Source organism: Terrimonas ferruginea DSM 30193 (assembly GCF_000425585.1).
Classification (GTDB): domain Bacteria; phylum Bacteroidota; class Bacteroidia; order Chitinophagales; family Chitinophagaceae; genus Terrimonas; species Terrimonas ferruginea.
The window spans coordinates 123,460-140,481 of the sequence record NZ_AUDS01000010.1 but is presented as its reverse complement, the minus strand read 5'-3'; the positions used below and the strand labels follow the sequence as shown (position 1 = coordinate 140,481).

Below are 17,022 nucleotides of genomic sequence, written 5' to 3'. Positions count from 1 at the left end.
CTGAATAGCTTAAACCTTAGCCCGAAGTGTCGGGCCTTATACCCATAACCTATTACCTAAAACTTATAACCTAATCCCTCCATTGCGGTATGCAAAAAATCTGTTTTCTGCTGCTGTTGGTCCTGGCATTGGCATCGGGCCAGGCACAATCTCCTGCCGAAGTAAAGCTTCGCAAAAAAGATTACAAACGTGATGTGGAACTGGTGACCGATTCCGGCACCATGGTCATCCGCCTTTCGGATGCCACGCCGCTGCATCGCGACAATTTCCTGAAGCTGGTTAAAAGTGGTTATTACGATGGTGTATTGTTTCACCGCGTGATCAGCCAGTTCATGATCCAGACCGGCGATCCCGATAGCAAAGGTGCACCTGCGGGTCAGCCTTTGGGCAATGGCAGTCCGGGTTATACCATTCCCGCCGAATTCAGGCCGGCTTTATTTCACCGTAAAGGTGTAATAGCCGCAGCGCGGGAAGGCGACCAGGTGAATCCGTCCAAAGCCAGCAGCGGCAGCCAGTTTTATATTGTGCAGGGTAAAAAATTTACGGACGGAGCGATGGATACGCTCGAGCGCCGCCGCAACATCGTGATTCCTGCGGATCAGCGCGAGGTTTATAAAACCATTGGCGGCACTCCGCATCTGGATCAGCAATACACCGTATTCGGCCAGCTCATCCGCGGCGAAGATGTCCTCGATCGCATAGCCGCCACTCCTACCAGCAAAGCCGCCGACCGCGACAGGCCGTTGCATGACATCCGGATTGTGAAGGCGCGGTTGGTGAAGAGGAAGAGATAAGTAATGTGTAAATGTGCTGCCGCTTTGCGGCAGATGTGGAAATGTGAAAATGAAACAGCCGTGGTGGAGCCTGCGATGAAAACAGGCGAAAAGCGAAGCTCTGAGCCAATCCTGTCAGCATTCCATTTACACATTTTCACATGGCCCCGCCGCAGGCGGGTACATTACCACATTAAAAAAGCGGCCCGAAGGCCGCTTTTTTATTATTGTCCCGGTGTTGTTGATCCACCGCCACTTGCTCTTTTACTTTCGTCGTCGATACCTGTCTTCCGCTGGCGTGCAGCTTTCACCTGCATGTTACCGAAGCGGTAGCTGAAGTTGATCTTGAACTGACGGCTTTCCCAGCGGCCACTCGCGTTACCATAGGTACCCGTGAACCGGCTTTCACCCGCCCAGCGCATCGTGCGGAAAATATCGCTGACAGAAAGTTTCAGGTTGCCTTTCCCTTTAAACAATCCTTTCTGCAATCCTCCGTCGATGCCGTACATCGCTTTACTCCGGAACACCCCCTGCCAGATGCTGGGCGATGAATAGAATCCGGAAAGTTCCGCTGTCCAGCTCTTGCCGAGGTTGAAGCTGTTCTGCATATAATAGGTCATTGCAAATACGTCCTGGTTTACTTTACGGTCGCCGCCACCGAAGTCAGCTTTGTACATAGAGTAATAAGCGTTCACGTTGGCAAAGAAGCTGTACCATTTGTACTGGAACGGATAGCTTACGTTGAGGCTCACGATATCCTGCGATGCAAGGTTCTTCTTGGTCATGAAAGCCTTTGAATTATCGATGGTGTCAGGCAACTGTGTGAAGATGTCCTTCACGTGACTGTAGTTCAGCGCTGTCGTCAGGCGATACTTATAGGTATGTGTGAAACCTACGCTGTTGGTGTATTGCGGGCGCAGTTGCGTGTTACCTTTCATGTAAGCATAGTCGTTCAAACGGAACTCGAACGGGTTCAGATCCTGGTAAGCCGGACGGTCGATACGACGGCTGTACGTAAAGCCGAACTGGCTCATCGGGTTTTTGTTGAACGTGATCGCTGCGCTTGGGAACAGATCGGTGTAGTTGCGGTGAATGGTTGAGTCATAATCTTTGTATACGCCTTCGTTGGCATTCCATTGTTTACCCGTAGAATACCCTTTGGAATCGGTATTCTCCACACGCAGACCTAACTGCACCATGAACCCTTTGAATCCGCGGTTGTAGTTGGCATAAACTGCGTTGATATTCTCTTTGTATTCAAAACGGTTGCTGAGGTCATTGTTCAGGACTTCGGTGTTGCCGAATACATCGTAACGACGGAAATCGTTATCGGTATTCACAAAACCGACTTTACCACCGAGACCCAAACGTCCTTTCAGGAAATTCTTTTCATAGTCCACTTTCACCGAATAGAGATCGATGTTTGTGGGCGCGATCATGCGGTATACGTTGCGGTACAATTCAGTGGTACCGGTTTCATCGAAATAATAGTTGGGCTGAAACTGGTTGCTGCGCAGGTTGAAGATACCATAGTCGGCATCAACGTTCAGTTCGCTGCCACCGGTCATGGCATAACGGTAGTTGAGGTTGAAGTTCAGGTTAGTGCGCTTCATATCGTTATGGCTTTCCGCACGCATCAGGCGATCCAGCTCTTTGGTAGGCAGGTAAGAAATGAATGTAGGTCCGCTGCTTCTGAAATCGGTGCTGCCGATATTTCCGTTTACGATGGCACCTACGGTACTTTTTGCGTTCAGGAAATAATCCAGGCCGGCTTTGAAGTTGTGCCCTTCATTCAATGCTTTTACGCGGTTGCTCTGATTAAAAATTGAATCGGCCTGCTCGCGGTACATTTTCATGGAACTGGTGTTCAGGCCATGATTGAAGTTGTAGTTACCAAAGATGTTCACTTTGCTGTTGCGGTGGTTCAATGCCAAACCTGCATTGTATTTGGCAAATGTGCCGATATTGTAACCGGCGTTCACCGATCCGTTGGTACCAAAGGTTTTATTTTTCTTCAGGCGGATGTTGATGATACCGGCATTACCAGCCGCTTCATACTTCGCTGAAGGATTGGTGATGAGTTCGATCGATTCTACCTGTGAAGACTGAAGGCTTTTCAGGAAGTTGGCCAGGTCTGCTCCCTGCAGCGGGCTGGGTTTTCCATCGATGAATACCTGCACGCCGTTTTTACCGGCCATGGTAAGGTTATCGTCTTTATCCACCATTACACCGGGTGCTTTGCGCAGCAATTCGAGTGCGTCGTTGCCTACAGCGTTGATAGTACCTTCCACATTGAGGATGGTCTTATCGGCTTTCACCTCTACTACCGGCTTTTTGGACACAACGGTTACACCGCCGAGGGTGCCTTCGTTTTTCACCAGGCCCACGGCGGGCACTGCTACATCTTTGGTGCCGTCAAAAGCGAAAGGCTGGCTGATATAAGGCATAAACCCTACGTGCGAAACACTTACGAGGTAGCTGCCTGCTTCTGTTTGCATGAAGCTATAACGGCCTTCGTTGTCTGTAACTGATAATTTAGCCACGGAAGAATCCTTTGCGCGCAGCAAAGAGACGGTGGTCTTATCTACTCCCTTACCTGATTGATCCTTCACTGTACCACTGATCTGCTGGGCGTTGGCGGCCACAGCTAGCAAGACGATCAGGGACAGCATCCATACTTTTCTCATAAACATATTTTTATAAGACGCAAAGATATTTTTGTGTCACAGCACTGTAAAGTCATTGCCGACAAGTGGTGTAAAAACTGCCATGAACGGCATTTTTTTTCCGGTAAAATGCGAAAAAAATAAGTGGTGCTTGTTCGTAGTAGTAGCGTTTTGCTCATATTTGCGGTACAAATCATTCATTATGAGTTATCCTGATAATCTCCGGTACACAAAAGACCACGAATGGATCCAACTGGATGGCGACATCGCTACCATCGGCATCACCGATTTTGCTCAGAAAGAGTTGGGCGACATTGTGTTTGTAGAAGTTGAGACCATCGGAAAATCGCTGCCGGCGAATGAAGTATTTGGTACAGTAGAAGCGGTGAAGACTGTTTCCGATCTGTTCCTGCCGGTGAGCGGCACCATTACCGAACTCAATCCCGAGCTCGCAAATGCCCCGGAACTGGTCAATACCGACCCATACGGTAAAGGTTGGATGATCAAAATGAAGGTGGATAATCCTGCAGATGTGGATGCGCTCCTGGATGCAGCAGGCTACGAAGCGGTTACCGGATAAAATACGGTCAAAAAAATCTTGAAAGGTTGGTTCCGCATGCGGGTCAACCTTTTTTTATGCAGGGGACAAAATGCCACAAACTCAACCTGTCAAACACTATGGCGAAACATCGCATTTTATGGATAGCAGCTTCCGCCGGCTGGCTGATGATCTGCACGATACTGCTATGTATGCCCGGATCGGCTTTTCCGGAAAGCAGCTGGCTCGACCATATTCCTCTTTTCGACAAGTGGGTGCATATCGGCATGTTTGCAATCATGACCTTCCTTATAGGTAAGATGACCATGGCATTGGGCCATTCCACTAAAAAGACATTTATATTAATTGCATTACTATGTTTTGCCTACGGCGTGTTGATGGAATTTGTACAACACTACTGGATACCTTACCGTTCATTCGATGTGTGGGATATGGTAGCGGATGGAGCAGGTGCGGCGGTGGGGCTCGCAGTGGTACTCCGATGCCTAAATAGGTAATAAGTAGTAAGAAGGTTTAAGGCATAAGGTGTAAGGCCCGAAGGCTGTTTTATTCACAATTGACAATTCACTATTCACTATTCACGATTGACCATTCACCTATTGACCATTCACCTATTCACTTATTGACCCATTGGCGTAGGTACAAAAAAATAGACCCCTGTGGAAACAGGGGTCGCAACCAAAACTAACTGCTTATGAGAAAATTGACTGCTTTTATGTAGATAAAAACTAAACTTAAATCTATAACGCAAATTTACTGCCATTAGTGCGACTTATGCTGTTAACGAAAGTTTAAAAGGAACGATTTAGTAAAATCACTTTTCTATTTATCGTTAAAACCTTCGTTCGTCATTTACCATAAATGTAAACCACTTGGTAAAACGACGTTCAACAACCAATTGCACTAAGTAAAGAACTTTGTTATTTGCCTTCTCTTTCTATTAATACATAAAACGGGCCAATTTTAAAATGGTTTACACCCGCTTCGTTAAAAATCTGTGAAGGCATTTAGCTATCTAATCGTATTCTCTTAATAGTCATATTTTTATTTGCCAAAAAAGCTCTGGATCATATCGGCAATACCTCCGCCGCCACCCTCGGTAGCTTTTTCGCTTTTCTTTTCCTGCGCACCCTGCGTTACCTGGCTGATAATATCCTGCAGGTCAAATCCGCCACCCTGACCGCCACTGCTGCTATTGCCGCCACCGGTAAATTGCTCCAGCATTCCCTGCAGATTAAAGTTCTTACCTCCTGTCAATGAACCAACAAGGTCATCGATGTTAAAAGCCGAATCAGCACTTTCCGTACTTGCCGTCTTCGTAACCATGTCGTTCACCACATTGGGAATAAGCTGATTGGCCACATTGCTGGCCTGTGCGGGACTCATGTTGAATTTTGTGGTCAGCTTGCTGATAAAATGCCCGATCATCATCGTGACCATGGGATTTTTCAGCAACCCGGCTATACCACCGCCACCCTGTCCATCCTGGCTGTTTCCTTTGAACATATCAAGAATGTTCTGCAAGCCGCCACCGGCCATTACATTTTGCAGGCCGCTGGTGACAGTTTTGGTTGCTTCGGCCATTACAGCGTTATTCTGGTCGTTGGGAACATCGGTATTGGCGACAACAGCCCCTTCGCCATACTGTTTTACTAATTGCGCAATCTGATCAAGCATAATGATCTTTTTGTAGAATGAATAAAGTGGTACCTGTCCGCCTGCGGCGGATGGCTGAGAGGGCTGTTATAAATGTAACCAAAAAACAGGACGGTTGCAAACCGCTTATCATTCTCCCTGCTTCGTCAGTTTCTCCGAATTTTCGGCAAACTGAAGCGCGGCAATGAAGTCCTGGATATCACCGTTCATTACGGCATCCAGGTTATAGGAGGTGAAGTTGATGCGGTGGTCGGTCACCCGTCCCTGGGGATAGTTATAGGTGCGGATTTTGGCACTCCGGTCACCGGTACTTACAAGACTCTTACGGTGGCGGGCGATCTCGTCTTCCTGCTTGCGCACCTGCTCTTCGTATAATTTGGTACGCAGCATCTGCATCGCTTTTTCGCGGTTGCCGAGCTGTGAACGTTCGGTCTGGCAAACTACCACGGTACCGGTAGGTATATGCGTCAGCATTACCTTGGTTTCTACTTTGTTTACGTTTTGTCCGCCCGCACCGCCGCTTCGTGCAGTTTCCATTTTCACATCGGCAGGATTGAGTTCGAAGTCAACTTCTTCTGCTTCGGGCATTACTGCCACGGTGGCGGCGGAAGTATGTACGCGTCCCTGTGTTTCGGTGGCCGGCACACGTTGCACACGGTGTACGCCACTTTCAAATTTCAGGGTGCCGTATACATCGTCGCCGGTCACTTCCAATTGCACTTCCTTGAATCCGCCCGCGGTGCCTTCGCTTTCACTCAGTACAGCCGTCTTATAACCTCTGCGCTCGCAATAGCGGATGTACATCCGTAAAAGGTCGCCGGCAAACAGGCTGGCTTCGTCGCCGCCGGTGCCGGCACGGATCTCAACGATCGCATTCTTTTCGTCCTGCGGATCCTTAGGGATCAGCAGTTGGCGGATCGCTTCTTCTTCTATGGTTTTCTTTTCTTCCAACGCCGGCATTTCCTCCTTGGCCAGCTCGCGCATTTCGGCATCATCACCATCTAGTGCTTCGCGGTAAAAGCTGATATCCTCCAGCAGCTTGCGGTAGTTGTCGTAAGCCGTGACAATCTTTTCCAGGCTGCGGTATTCTTTGCTGGTCTCGGCGTATTTTTTATTGTTCGCCACAATCTCCGGGTTGGTCAGCGCTACACCGAGCTGATCAAACCTTGCTTTGATGGCCTCCAATTTATCTAACATGACGGTTGGTATTTTTTGCCTGCATACCCGTTTTTCTCCAAAACGTGGCTTACGGGCGGCAAAGTTAACTATTTTGCATGCATGGGTTTTAGAAAGTTCCTGCCAGATCAGTTGTTCGACGGCTACCGTATTTCCACACAACAGGTGCTGATAGCCAATGCTGACGGCACCATTGAGGATATCGTTCCCGTGACCGAAGCAGGTGACGGGGTGGAGCAAATTGCCGGGCTTATTTGCCCCGGTTTTGTCAATGCCCATTGTCACCTCGAACTCAGCCATCTGAAGAACGCCATTCAGCCACATACGGGCCTGCCAGATTTTCTCTACCAGGTGGTGAACCTGCGCAGCCTTCCTCCCGAAGTAATCGAAGAGGCGATTGCCCAGGCTGACCGGTCCATGTACGAAGCCGGCATCGTGGCCGTTGGCGATATCTGCAACACGGCCAGTACCCTGAAACAAAAACAGCGGAGCCCGGTTTATTATCATCAGTTCGTGGAAGCCATCGGTTTCAATCCCGCAGGGGCGGCTGCCCGCTTCGATGCGGCCAGGCAGGTATACGAGCAGTTCCTTTCTTTTTTTCCCGAAAAACAAGTCTCCATTGTTCCGCACGCGCCTTATTCGGTCACACCCGAACTCTGGGCATTGATCCGTGATTTTGCTCCTTACAGTATCCAATCGATCCACAACCAGGAATGCCCGGGCGAAAATGAATGGTTTGTCCGCAAATCCGGAGAGTTGGTTGGTTTTTATGAAAAGATGGGACTCAACACAAACTTCTTTGAGCCATCGGGCAGGAACAGCCTTCCCTGCTATATCGATCGTTTTGCGCCAACGCAACCTTTGCTGCTGGTGCACAACGTTTGTACCAGCCGCGAAGACCTGGCCTGTCTTGAAGGCCGTGCCGCACCCGTTTACTTTTGTCTCTGCCCCGGCGCCAATCTTTATATCTCACAAACGCTGCCTGATATTCCGATGCTGGCTCAAAGCGGATTGTCGCTGGTGATCGGTACAGACAGTCTCGCCTCCAACCATCAATTGAGCATACTGGAAGAGATTCGGCATATCCGCCGGCACTTTCCTGAACTGCCCTTGGAAAATATCCTTAGCTGGGCCACATTAAACGGCGCAAAAGCCTTGCAGGCAGACGCTATTTTGGGTAGCTTTGAAAAGGGTAAGAAACCGGGCATCATCAGCCTCGGCGAAACCCTGAGCCGGGTAAAGCCACTACACTGAGTCCGGCATGCACATGAAATTGACGGCTACCATACTTATTCTCGTGGTCATCGTGACCGCCTTCGCCTTCCGCCACCCGGCCAGCAATGGCAAGGCCTATACCGACAACTACAACAAACACATTACTGCGCTGGAAAAATCCGAGCAATCGTTGCTGCAACTGATCCGCCATACCGATGTCAACACTGCTGCAGGCCGCGACCAACTGATCAATAAAATTCACGAGTGCCGTTTAAGCCTGAAAGCCTCGGACTTCTGGACCCGTTACCTTTTACCCGAAACCTATAAAAAACTCAACGGTCCGCTGCCTGTCGAATGGGAAAACGAAGTCTTTGAAAAATACGAGCAGCCATATCGCCTCACCGGGGCGGGACTATCACTGGCAGAAATTTACCTGAACAATGAAGAAGAAAAATTTGCTGCCGATACGTTGATCAGCCTGGTGGAAAACTCCCTTATCGGCGTTGCGGCCTATCGGTCCGATTCACTCGCGCAGGCGTTGAACAAACCAGATCATTTCTTCCTGGCCAATCGTTTATACCTGCTGAACCTTGCCGCCATTTATACCACAGGCTTTGAAACACCAGATACGAATCGTGTGATTCCAGAACTGCGTTTTATGTTGCAGGCTACGGCGGATATTTATAAAACATTTGACCAGGCCTTTCCTGATCGATCCCTCAGCGTACCATATCACCAGAGGTATGATGAAATGATACGGTTTGTGAACAGCCAACCGGATGCGTACAGCCTGTTTGATCATTTCACGTTCATCAGGGATTATGTAAATCCGTTGTTTGGCTTCAACCAGGAAATGATCCGGGCTTATGGAATTTCTTCCCGGCATTATTATGACTATGCCTTAAGCGACACCGTGCATTCGATATTCGACAAAGCACTGTTCACCAGCCATCAGATTAAAGGAGTATATGCTTTTGTAGATGATCCGAAAGTTTTATCTGATATCAAAGAAGCGGGGCGGTTGCTTTTTTACGATCCGCTCCTCTCCGGCAATCTGTCGCGCAGTTGTGCTTCCTGCCATCGTCCGGATATGTATTTCGCCGATACCACGCGGGCCACGCCTTTTTTATTCAACCACCAGGGCAGCATGACGCGGAATGCCCCAACCTTGATCAACAGTGTGTACAATCATCTGTTGATGGCAGACGGCAGTCATATGTCGCTGCAATTGCAGGGCAAAGCGGTAATGGGTCATCCGGATGAAATGAATGGCATTGCCGATTCGCTGGTAGAAAGAGTGATGAGTTGTAAAGAATATGAAACGATATTCAAACGGTTGTTGCGTTATACGCCGGAAGAAAAGAAAGTAAACATCGATCATATCATTTCTGCCATTACCTATTACTATGCGGGCTTCAGCCAGTATTATGCACCTTTTGACAATGCGTTTAACAAAGGCACATCCATCGATGCCGATGTAAAAGCGGGCTTTAGCCTTTTTATGAGTAAAGCAAAATGCGGCACCTGCCATTTTGTGCCGCATTTCAATGGATTAAAACCGCCCTATCTTGCGTCAGAATTTGAAGTACTGGGTGTGCCGGCAGATACTGCTTTTCGCCAATTAAGTCCTGACTCCGGGAGATACCTGGCTTGTCCGGCGCCTGAAACGCTTCACGCCTTCCGTACCGGATCGTTGCGCAACATACAGCATACGGCGCCTTATATGCACAATGGTATATTCCGTACGCTGGAGCAAGTAATACAGTTTTATGAAGATGGAGGTGGTGCCGGCCGCGGGCTGGATGTGCCGAACCAAACGCTGGATAAAGCGCCGTTTAAATTAACGGTTACGGAAAAAAAAGCACTGCTTGCTTTTCTGGGGTCCTTAAATGAAGCAGTGGTAGTTGACAAAGCCCCGGTTAAGTTGCCCGCATCGAAAGTTAAAAGGTATAATGACAGGAAAATTGGCGGGGAGTATTGACGCAGCGTGAATGGTGAATCGTGAATCGTCAATGGTGAATCGTGAATGGGGAATGCATAGTGATTCGTGCTCCCTGAGGCCGATAGTTCGGCCTCTCGAAGGCGCTCCCTGAGGCCGATAGTTCGGCCTCTCGAAGGGCGCGCTGCTTGAATAATAAATGATCTTTGCGTCTTATTAACTTTGCGTCTTTGCGTGACATAAAGAGCAAAGTCGCAAGAACTATATCGGCTGTTTTACTTATTACTTAAAACTTATTACTTACTACTCATTGAAAAAGCTGCTCATCCTATCACTCCTTCTCACCGCCCTCACACTCTGTTACTGCACGGCACAGAAGGCAGTGGAATATGATATTCCGGATCACGTGGGACAGCAGACACGCACGGCATTGATCGAGCGCGCGGAAAAAGGGAAGGTTTTGTACCGCATTCATTGCTCCAACTGCCACGGAATTTTTACCAAAGGGAAAGACAGCATTCCCAATTTCACCGGCATCCAGATCGACAATTACCATACTACAGCCCTTATTGGCATCGATCCGCGTAATCATGCGGTGGCTAAAAAGATGAGTCCCGAGCAGATTGATTACATCGTTACCTTCCTGCGTGTACGCAAAGTAAAAAAATGATCAGCGCATGATCTCGCGCAGCACGGGCAGCGTACGCAAAGTGCCAAAATCCTGAATATGCAAAGGATAATAATCTGCCATGGCCAGCAGCAGGCGATGTCTTATCGAAGGCCGCAATTGTATATGTGATAACTCGTCGGGGTGTCGTGCATTGAGCAATTCGGCAACGGCGCGTGCATCCTCCCCTTCCAGGAAAAAAGTATGCGAAGGCATTTCGAGCGCAAAGGAACCTTCTCTTAAATCAAAATAAATACTGGCAGACTCCAACAGACCCGGCGTGGCATTACGTGGGGGTATACCGAAGAAGACGGGTAAATGCAGGGCAAAGAAAAGCGGGTAATTGGCTTTAGCCTGTTCGTTGCACGAATCGAGGTGCAGTAAGGCATCTTCGGCGAAATTAAAAAGGTCGGTATTCTCTTCGGGTTGCTTCAGGCATTTAGTAAGCAATTCAACCATGAACAATACAATGGAGTGCGTGGGCACGTCGGTAAAGATCTGTTGGTAGATATGCGACCACCTGTACTCTTTGATGCGTTGAAGTTGTTTGAGTTCGTTGTGGTACACCACCAGTTCGAGGATGGCGCCCGGCTGAAAGTAGCTGGCTTTGTTGCTGCCTTTGGCGGAGGCCTGTCGCACGCCGTTGACCAGGTAAGATTGTACGCCAAACAGTTCGGTAAGAATAGCAATCACCAGGCTGGTTTCGCCGTAACGCGTTGCGCGCAACACGATGCCTTTTGTTTTATGTACCTTATCTGCCACGTTGAAAATCCGCACGGAAGAAACATGCGACCCCAAAAATACTAAGGGGACGCATCTTTCGATGCATCCCCTTAAGATTATCTGTGAAATGGTGCCGTTATTAACGGGCCATGTTAACAGTGTAGAGAGAACCGAAGTAACCTACGTTGGTTACACCCAGTTGCATTCTCAATGTAAACGTGTTGTTACAAGTTGAGAAAGTGCCAGGGCTTCCTGAGAACGGACGAACCTGCATGGTTTGACCAGCGTAAGCTGAGTTCAGGTCACCAGCGTTAGATCCGGTGATCACGCTCTGTGTTACTACAGTAGCCGTGAGCGGAGTTACGCCCCAGTTCAGGTCGAAGCTGATTGGACCCCAACCGGAATCCCAGATGTTGTTTACTACGATACGGGCAGTTGTGGCGCCTGTAGAAGTAGCTGAACTGATGCTGGTGTTGTAAGGGCCATAAGGGCTGGTACCGTAAGTTTCAGTAGTGTTGGCATAGTTGCCAATAACGGAAGACAGGGTGAAACCCACACCTTCCACACAAATATCACCGATAGCCAGACGAATGGTATCCATGAATTTGGCGGGAGCGATGGAAGGCTCGGTGAGCGTGATCACCAGCGTATCCAAACGGCCTACAGGATATCCTGCAAAAATGCCCTGAATAGAGAACTCACCAAGAGCCTGACCGGCAGGAATGGTAACAGTGTTGGCAGACACTGTATACTGCGTACCAGCTACTGCGGTGCGCGAGGTCACTTTGATACCAACAGTACGATCGGTGTTAACCACGTCGGTAGTACCAACCTGGATTTTGTAAGGAGCAACACCCGCTGCACGAACTGCATAGGACTGCGACGCAGCACCTGTAAAATGCACCTGTGCAGGTGGGATGGTTGTTTCTTGCTTCTTACAGCTCACCATCATTGTTGCCACACCGAGGGCGGCAACCAGAAGTCTGAAAGACGTATTTTTTTTCATAATTTTTTCTTTACGATGCTAGGAATAGGGTTATGCTAGATTAATAGCCCGTGTTTTGCACCATGTTAGGGTTGGCGAAAATCTCAGTCTGAGGAATCGGCAATGCGAAACGTGTATCGTTAGCCGGCATAGTCTGCCAGTTAGCATTACGTGAATCGCTCAGGTTACGAGTGATAGCCAGGCCTTTTCTTTTCAGGTCGAAGAAACGGAAGCCTTCGAAGCAGAGCTCCTTGTAGCGTTCGTTTACAACACCTGCAACAGCGAGGTCTTTGGTACCGTAGGTCAGGTCTGTGTGACCGTTAACACGCTGAGCAAGCAGTGCGTTAACATCGGCAGCAGCCTGTGTCAACTGATTGTTCTCTGCATAAGCTTCAGCACGCAGCAGGTACATTTCAGCCAGGCGAACCAGTTTCAGGTCGTTAACCTGAGGACCTCTGGAAGAACCGGGATACTTGATCACGATAGAAGTATCATTACCGGCAGCACCGAAGAAGATTGCAAAACGCACGTCGTTCACACGGTCAAACTGTTGTTTCAGTTTGTCGGCTGGTTCAAAGAATACGTCACCGTTGGTATCGCGCCAGATCAGTGAAGGGCCGGCGTTGTTTCTGTACTTGAAGATGGTTTCAGACTCGTTGGCATCGCTGAAGAAACCAGCCAATGTGGCTTTGTTCAGGGTTTTGCCAGACAGGCTGATAGCATCAGAAGCGAAAGTGATCGCAGCAGGCCATGCTCTTTTGTAGAGGGCTACACGAGCCTGGTAAGCGGCAATTGCACTCTTGCTGAGACGCAGCGGATCTGTTGGAGCGTCAGGGATAGAAGCAGAAGCACGTGCTGCAGCGAGGTCAGTCTCGATCTGTGCAACGATTTCGCTCACTTTAGCGCGAGCTGGTTTTTGCAGCAGGTCAGAAGACAGCACCAGGGGAACTGCCAGCGCATCGGGAGCATAGCCCTGAGGAGAGAACAGGATCAGCAGCTCGTAGTAAGCGATACCACGAAGACCGAGCAGTTCTGCACTGATACGTGTTTTAGTCGCCTCTTCAGTAGCGTTTGCAGCCGGGATACCGGGAGCAGCAGCAATAATACGGTGAATACGGTCGATGGTTTGATAATACTGTCCAAGGCCCGCAGGAGCGTTGTTGGAAGTATACTGCCATCTGAAAGTAGTCTGATCCTGACCACGGTTTTCGTCAGACAGTTTTGTTTCGTCCGCCAGGATCGAACCGATTCTGATACGGTTAGCATTGCTGACAGAGGAGTACACGCCATAGAGACCATCGGTAAGGTCCTTTACAGACGTGAAAGCTTTACTGGCGTCGATCGAATCCGTTGGTTTCAGATCCAGGTCCTTTGTGCAGGACAGGAATCCGCAAACGGCGGCAACACCCAGTATGTATTTTGCTTGCTTGATAATCATTTTAATTCAGTTTTAAAAGTCGAATAATCTTATCCTTTTCAACACTTACTTAAAGTTGACCTGGAGGCCAATGGTGTAAGTTCTTGGAAGAGGATATTCGTACTGAGCGATGTTGTTGCTGTCTTCAGGATCGAAACCAGTCCACTTGGTCCAGGTATACAGGTTCTGAGCTTGAGCGTAGATACGGATACCAGCGAAATACTTCAGCTTGCCGATAATAGAAGAAGGCAATTGGTATGCCAGGCTCAGGTTTCTGAAACGCAGGTAAGATGCATCCTGGATGTCTTTGGATACGAACTCACGAGCGTACAGTGGGCTCTGGATATCAGTAACATCACCTGGATTTTTCCACATTGTTTCCATTTCGGTTCTCAGGTTGTAACCCTGCAGAGCGAAAGCGTGGTTAAGCTGGAAATAATCCTGGTTGTTGAAACGGCTGAAGCCTTTCTGGAAGGTGAAGAATGCGTTCAGGCTGATTCCTTTGTATTGAACACCGGCGTTGAAACCACCGATCCATGGAGCATTGTAAGTACCGAAGTCAGATACGCTGTTAGAAGCGCTGTAAACGTTAGTCAGCACACCATCTTTAGTGTAGTAGAGAGGACGACCGGTAGCGGCGTCAACACCACCCCATCTAACCATGTAGTGAGAACCCAGTGGCAGACCCACTTTAACGAGCTCTGTACCTTGTTCGAACTGAGCTACCTGACCGAGATCAGTTACTTCGTTCTTGTTGTAAGCGATGTTACCACCTACAGTGAACAACAGGTCGTTTGTTTTGATGATATCAGCATTGATAGCCAATTCCACACCTTTGTTTACAACAATACCCGCGTTAACAGGAATGCTTGCTCCGTCGCCGAAACCACCAGTTGCAGAGATTGTCTGAGGAATGATGTTATCAATTGTTTTGCGATGGTAAACATCCAAAGTACCGTAAACGCGGTTGCGGAAGAAGCCGTAATCAAGACCGAGGTTGGCAGTGATCAGCTTTTCCCAGGTTACGTTCAGGTTACCAGCGTTAGATGGAGCCAGTGTAGGGTTGCTACCTGCATAAGAACCGGCGCCGAACAGAGGCAGATAACCGAAGTTACCAAAGTAGAATCCGTCAGCGTTTGCGTTAGAACCGTAAGAGAAGCGCAGACGCAGATCACTTACTTTGTTCCAGTTGGTAGTGAAGTCTTCTTTCAGGATGTTCCAGGCTACACCTGCACCGTAGAAGTTAACCCAGCGCTGATCTTCGGACAGCTGTGAAGAGGCGTCACGACGGATAGAAGCGTTCAGGGTATAACGGTCGTTGTACGTGTAATTGATGGTACCCAGGATACCGGAAAGGGTACGTCCTGTTTTAGAACCACCCACAGCAGGGATCAGCTTGTTGTCAACGCTACCAGCGGTGATGCCAGCAGGAGTTTCGAGCAATTTGGGGTTGATACCGTAACCAGTGTAGCTGAATGCTTTTTGTTTCTCACGAGTGTACTCGGCCAAAACTTTAACATCCAGATCATGCTTGTTGAAGCGATTTCTGTAACCGGCATAAGCACGTGTAACGAGTTGGAAGAAGTTAGTCAGACCGTTGTTATAAGAACCACGACCTGTAGTTTGACCAACGTCCGGACCAACAGGGAAGCCAGAGCTGTTAGCAGCCCAGGTGTTGGGGAAAACAGAACGCTCGGCGATAGTAACGCGATAGTCGATACCACCAAAACCACCAACGTACACATTCTTGGTAACAGCATACTCGAGAGAGTAAGCAGTGTTAGCCTTGATCTGGTCGTTGAAAGAGGTAGTAGTGAAAACACGGTCGTAAGCGTTAGGACCTACGCGGCCTGAACCAACAGATACGGTACCGTTGTCATTGAAAAGTTTTTGATAAGGCAGACCCAGGTAAGCAGCAGCAAACGGGTTAGCCAGGGTAACTGAAGCTTCAGACTCGATGAAGTTACGACGTGTGTAACCTACGGAGTTGTTGAACTGAGCAGTCAGTTTATCAGTTTTAATGTTCATGTTCGCACGCAGCGTATAACGCTTCAGATCAGAACGCAGACCAATACCATCTTCATCATAGTAACCGAGACCGAGGAAGTAGTTGCTTGTAGCACTACCGCCAGTCAGGTTAACGTCATGGCTGGTGAACTTACCATTGCGCAGGAACACATCACGCCAGTCTGTATTGATAGCCAGCAAGCTGTCGCGGAAGCGATCGGTAGCCGCTTGTTGCGTAGGAGTAGATGCAGCGTAAGCAGGGTTGTTTCTGGAATACTGCCAGCCTGGGAGGTTAGCAACACCCATTCTTCCCAATACTTCCTGGAATTCGAGGAGCTGGGCAGTGTTCATCATGTTGAACTGCTGCTTACCTGGCTCAGTGATACCCACCTGACCAGTGTAAGTCAACTGAGGTTTGCCAGCCTTGCCTCTCTTGGAAGTAATGATGATAACACCGTTACCACCACGGTTACCGTACTGAGCGGTAGCTACGGCGTCACGGAGAACCTGAACGTCTTCGAAGTCGTTAGGGTTGAGAGACTGGAACACGGCAGCTTCGATTGGCATACCATCCAGGATATACAGCGGACCGCTGCCACCAGAGATAGAAGCCTGACCACGCAATTGCACACGGGCAGCAGCACCGGGCTGACCGGAACCTGCTGTTACCAGCAAACCAGGAGCTCTACCTTGCAGGATCTGGTCGAAAGATGCGTTGGGGATGAAGTTGATTTTGTCCTTGTTCACCACAGTTGAAGCACCCGCATACTTGGATCTCTTCGTAGAGGTGTAACCAGTTACAACCACTTCGTCGATGTCCTGAGCGCGACTGCTCAAAGTAGTGGAGTAAAAACTCTTGTCATCCAGCGTAACAGTAAGGGGAGCAAAGCCAACAGCTGAAATTTCAAGCTCTTTGGCGGTAGCAGGAACAGTGAGAGAGTACCCGCCGTCGATTCCGGTAACAGTACCTGTACTGGCTGCGCCTTTTACCGTAACGGAGGCGTTTGGAACAGGACTGCCCTTGTCGTCGACCACCTTACCGGTGATGACTTTTTGCGCTAACAGCATGCCCGAAAAGAAGAGCATGGCTGTTAGTGTGAGTAACAGTTTTCTCATTTGCGATTAGTTTTTAAAAAAAATAAAGAAAATGTGGCCTTAACTTTCTTTGCTCAAGAAGTAAGAATCGTCAAAACTAAGAAAACTCCTTAACAAATTCCAAAATCGAAAACAAATAATTCA

13 protein-coding genes are annotated in these 17,022 nt (G+C 48.8%); 6 read left to right on the top strand and 7 right to left on the bottom strand.

Annotation, left to right across the window (positions count from 1 at the left end; genetic code table 11):
- The first annotated feature begins 89 nt into the window (after positions 1-89).
- Positions 90-794 carry a peptidylprolyl isomerase gene (locus H608_RS0103655; RefSeq protein WP_028786490.1) on the top strand — a complete coding sequence of 235 codons (705 nt, stop codon included), beginning with the start codon at positions 90-92 and terminating at the stop codon, positions 792-794.
- A gap of 203 nt (positions 795-997) precedes the next feature.
- On the opposite strand, the gene H608_RS0103650 is transcribed toward H608_RS0103655, so the two are convergent.
- Positions 998-3,460 (bottom strand): outer membrane beta-barrel family protein, encoded by a 2,463-nt coding sequence (locus H608_RS0103650; protein ID WP_028786489.1) that lies wholly within the window; start codon positions 3,458-3,460, stop codon positions 998-1,000.
- A gap of 181 nt (positions 3,461-3,641) precedes the next feature.
- On the opposite strand from H608_RS0103650, the gene gcvH reads away from it, so the two are divergent.
- Positions 3,642-4,019 carry a glycine cleavage system protein GcvH gene (gene gcvH / locus H608_RS0103640; protein ID WP_028786488.1) on the top strand — a complete coding sequence of 126 codons (378 nt, stop codon included), beginning with the start codon at positions 3,642-3,644 and terminating at the stop codon, positions 4,017-4,019.
- A 98-nt stretch (positions 4,020-4,117) separates the two neighbouring features.
- The gene (locus H608_RS21120) at positions 4,118-4,495 is read left to right on the top strand and encodes a VanZ family protein (protein ID WP_162142835.1); all 378 of its coding nucleotides are present in this window, start codon (positions 4,118-4,120) and stop codon (positions 4,493-4,495) included.
- A gap of 547 nt (positions 4,496-5,042) precedes the next feature.
- Here H608_RS21120 and H608_RS23385 read toward each other — a convergent pair.
- Both H608_RS23385 and prfA read right to left on the bottom strand, forming a co-directional pair.
- Complete coding sequence (locus H608_RS23385; protein ID WP_028786486.1) at positions 5,043-5,675, bottom strand: hypothetical protein; 633 nt, start codon at positions 5,673-5,675, stop codon at positions 5,043-5,045.
- A gap of 108 nt (positions 5,676-5,783) precedes the next feature.
- Positions 5,784-6,851, bottom strand: coding sequence for a peptide chain release factor 1 (prfA, locus tag H608_RS0103625; protein ID WP_028786485.1), 1,068 nt, complete (start codon positions 6,849-6,851; stop codon positions 5,784-5,786).
- A gap of 81 nt (positions 6,852-6,932) precedes the next feature.
- Between prfA and H608_RS0103620 the strand changes: the two genes are divergently transcribed.
- The 3 genes from H608_RS0103620 (at position 6,933) to H608_RS0103610 (ending at position 10,654) form a co-directional block, all read left to right on the top strand.
- The gene (locus H608_RS0103620) at positions 6,933-8,084 is read left to right on the top strand and encodes an amidohydrolase family protein (protein ID WP_028786484.1); all 1,152 of its coding nucleotides are present in this window, start codon (positions 6,933-6,935) and stop codon (positions 8,082-8,084) included.
- Between the two features lie 7 nt (positions 8,085-8,091).
- Positions 8,092-10,026, top strand: coding sequence for a cytochrome-c peroxidase (locus H608_RS0103615; RefSeq protein ID WP_081658781.1), 1,935 nt, complete (start codon positions 8,092-8,094; stop codon positions 10,024-10,026).
- Between the two features lie 268 nt (positions 10,027-10,294).
- Positions 10,295-10,654 (top strand): c-type cytochrome, encoded by a 360-nt coding sequence (locus H608_RS0103610; protein WP_028786482.1) that lies wholly within the window; start codon positions 10,295-10,297, stop codon positions 10,652-10,654.
- On the opposite strand, the gene recO is transcribed toward H608_RS0103610, so the two are convergent.
- The 4 genes from recO to H608_RS21110 all read right to left on the bottom strand — a co-directional run bounded on the left by recO (position 10,655) and on the right by H608_RS21110 (position 16,899).
- Positions 10,655-11,428 carry a DNA repair protein RecO gene (recO, locus tag H608_RS0103605; RefSeq protein ID WP_245565716.1) on the bottom strand — a complete coding sequence of 258 codons (774 nt, stop codon included), beginning with the start codon at positions 11,426-11,428 and terminating at the stop codon, positions 10,655-10,657. It abuts the gene before it with no gap.
- Between the two features lie 85 nt (positions 11,429-11,513).
- The gene (locus H608_RS0103600; protein WP_028786480.1) at positions 11,514-12,380 is read right to left on the bottom strand and encodes a hypothetical protein; all 867 of its coding nucleotides are present in this window, start codon (positions 12,378-12,380) and stop codon (positions 11,514-11,516) included.
- Positions 12,381-12,420: 40 nt separating this feature from the next.
- Complete coding sequence (locus tag H608_RS0103595; RefSeq protein ID WP_051268004.1) at positions 12,421-13,797, bottom strand: RagB/SusD family nutrient uptake outer membrane protein; 1,377 nt, start codon at positions 13,795-13,797, stop codon at positions 12,421-12,423.
- A gap of 45 nt (positions 13,798-13,842) precedes the next feature.
- On the bottom strand, positions 13,843-16,899 hold the full coding sequence (locus H608_RS21110; protein WP_051268003.1) for a SusC/RagA family TonB-linked outer membrane protein: 3,057 nt from the start codon (positions 16,897-16,899) through the stop codon (positions 13,843-13,845).
- Between the last annotated feature and the right edge of the window lie 123 nt (positions 16,900-17,022).

Excerpts from the sequence above, each read along its gene's own strand:
- H608_RS0103655 (WP_028786490.1), top strand. The coding sequence starts at position 90 with ATGCAAAAAATCTGTTTTCTGCTGCTGTTGGTCCTGGCATTGGCATCG.
- H608_RS0103650 (WP_028786489.1), bottom strand. The coding sequence starts at position 3,460 with ATGAGAAAAGTATGGATGCTGTCCCTGATCGTCTTGCTAGCTGTGGCC.
- gcvH (WP_028786488.1), top strand. The coding sequence starts at position 3,642 with ATGAGTTATCCTGATAATCTCCGGTACACAAAAGACCACGAATGGATC.
- H608_RS21120 (WP_162142835.1), top strand. The coding sequence starts at position 4,118 with ATGGCGAAACATCGCATTTTATGGATAGCAGCTTCCGCCGGCTGGCTG.
- H608_RS23385 (WP_028786486.1), bottom strand. The coding sequence starts at position 5,675 with ATGCTTGATCAGATTGCGCAATTAGTAAAACAGTATGGCGAAGGGGCT.
- prfA (WP_028786485.1), bottom strand. The coding sequence starts at position 6,851 with ATGTTAGATAAATTGGAGGCCATCAAAGCAAGGTTTGATCAGCTCGGT.
- H608_RS0103620 (WP_028786484.1), top strand. The coding sequence starts at position 6,933 with ATGGGTTTTAGAAAGTTCCTGCCAGATCAGTTGTTCGACGGCTACCGT.
- H608_RS0103615 (WP_081658781.1), top strand. The coding sequence starts at position 8,092 with ATGCACATGAAATTGACGGCTACCATACTTATTCTCGTGGTCATCGTG.
- H608_RS0103600 (WP_028786480.1), bottom strand. The coding sequence starts at position 12,380 with ATGAAAAAAAATACGTCTTTCAGACTTCTGGTTGCCGCCCTCGGTGTG.
- H608_RS0103595 (WP_051268004.1), bottom strand. The coding sequence starts at position 13,797 with ATGATTATCAAGCAAGCAAAATACATACTGGGTGTTGCCGCCGTTTGC.
- H608_RS21110 (WP_051268003.1), bottom strand. The coding sequence starts at position 16,899 with ATGAGAAAACTGTTACTCACACTAACAGCCATGCTCTTCTTTTCGGGC.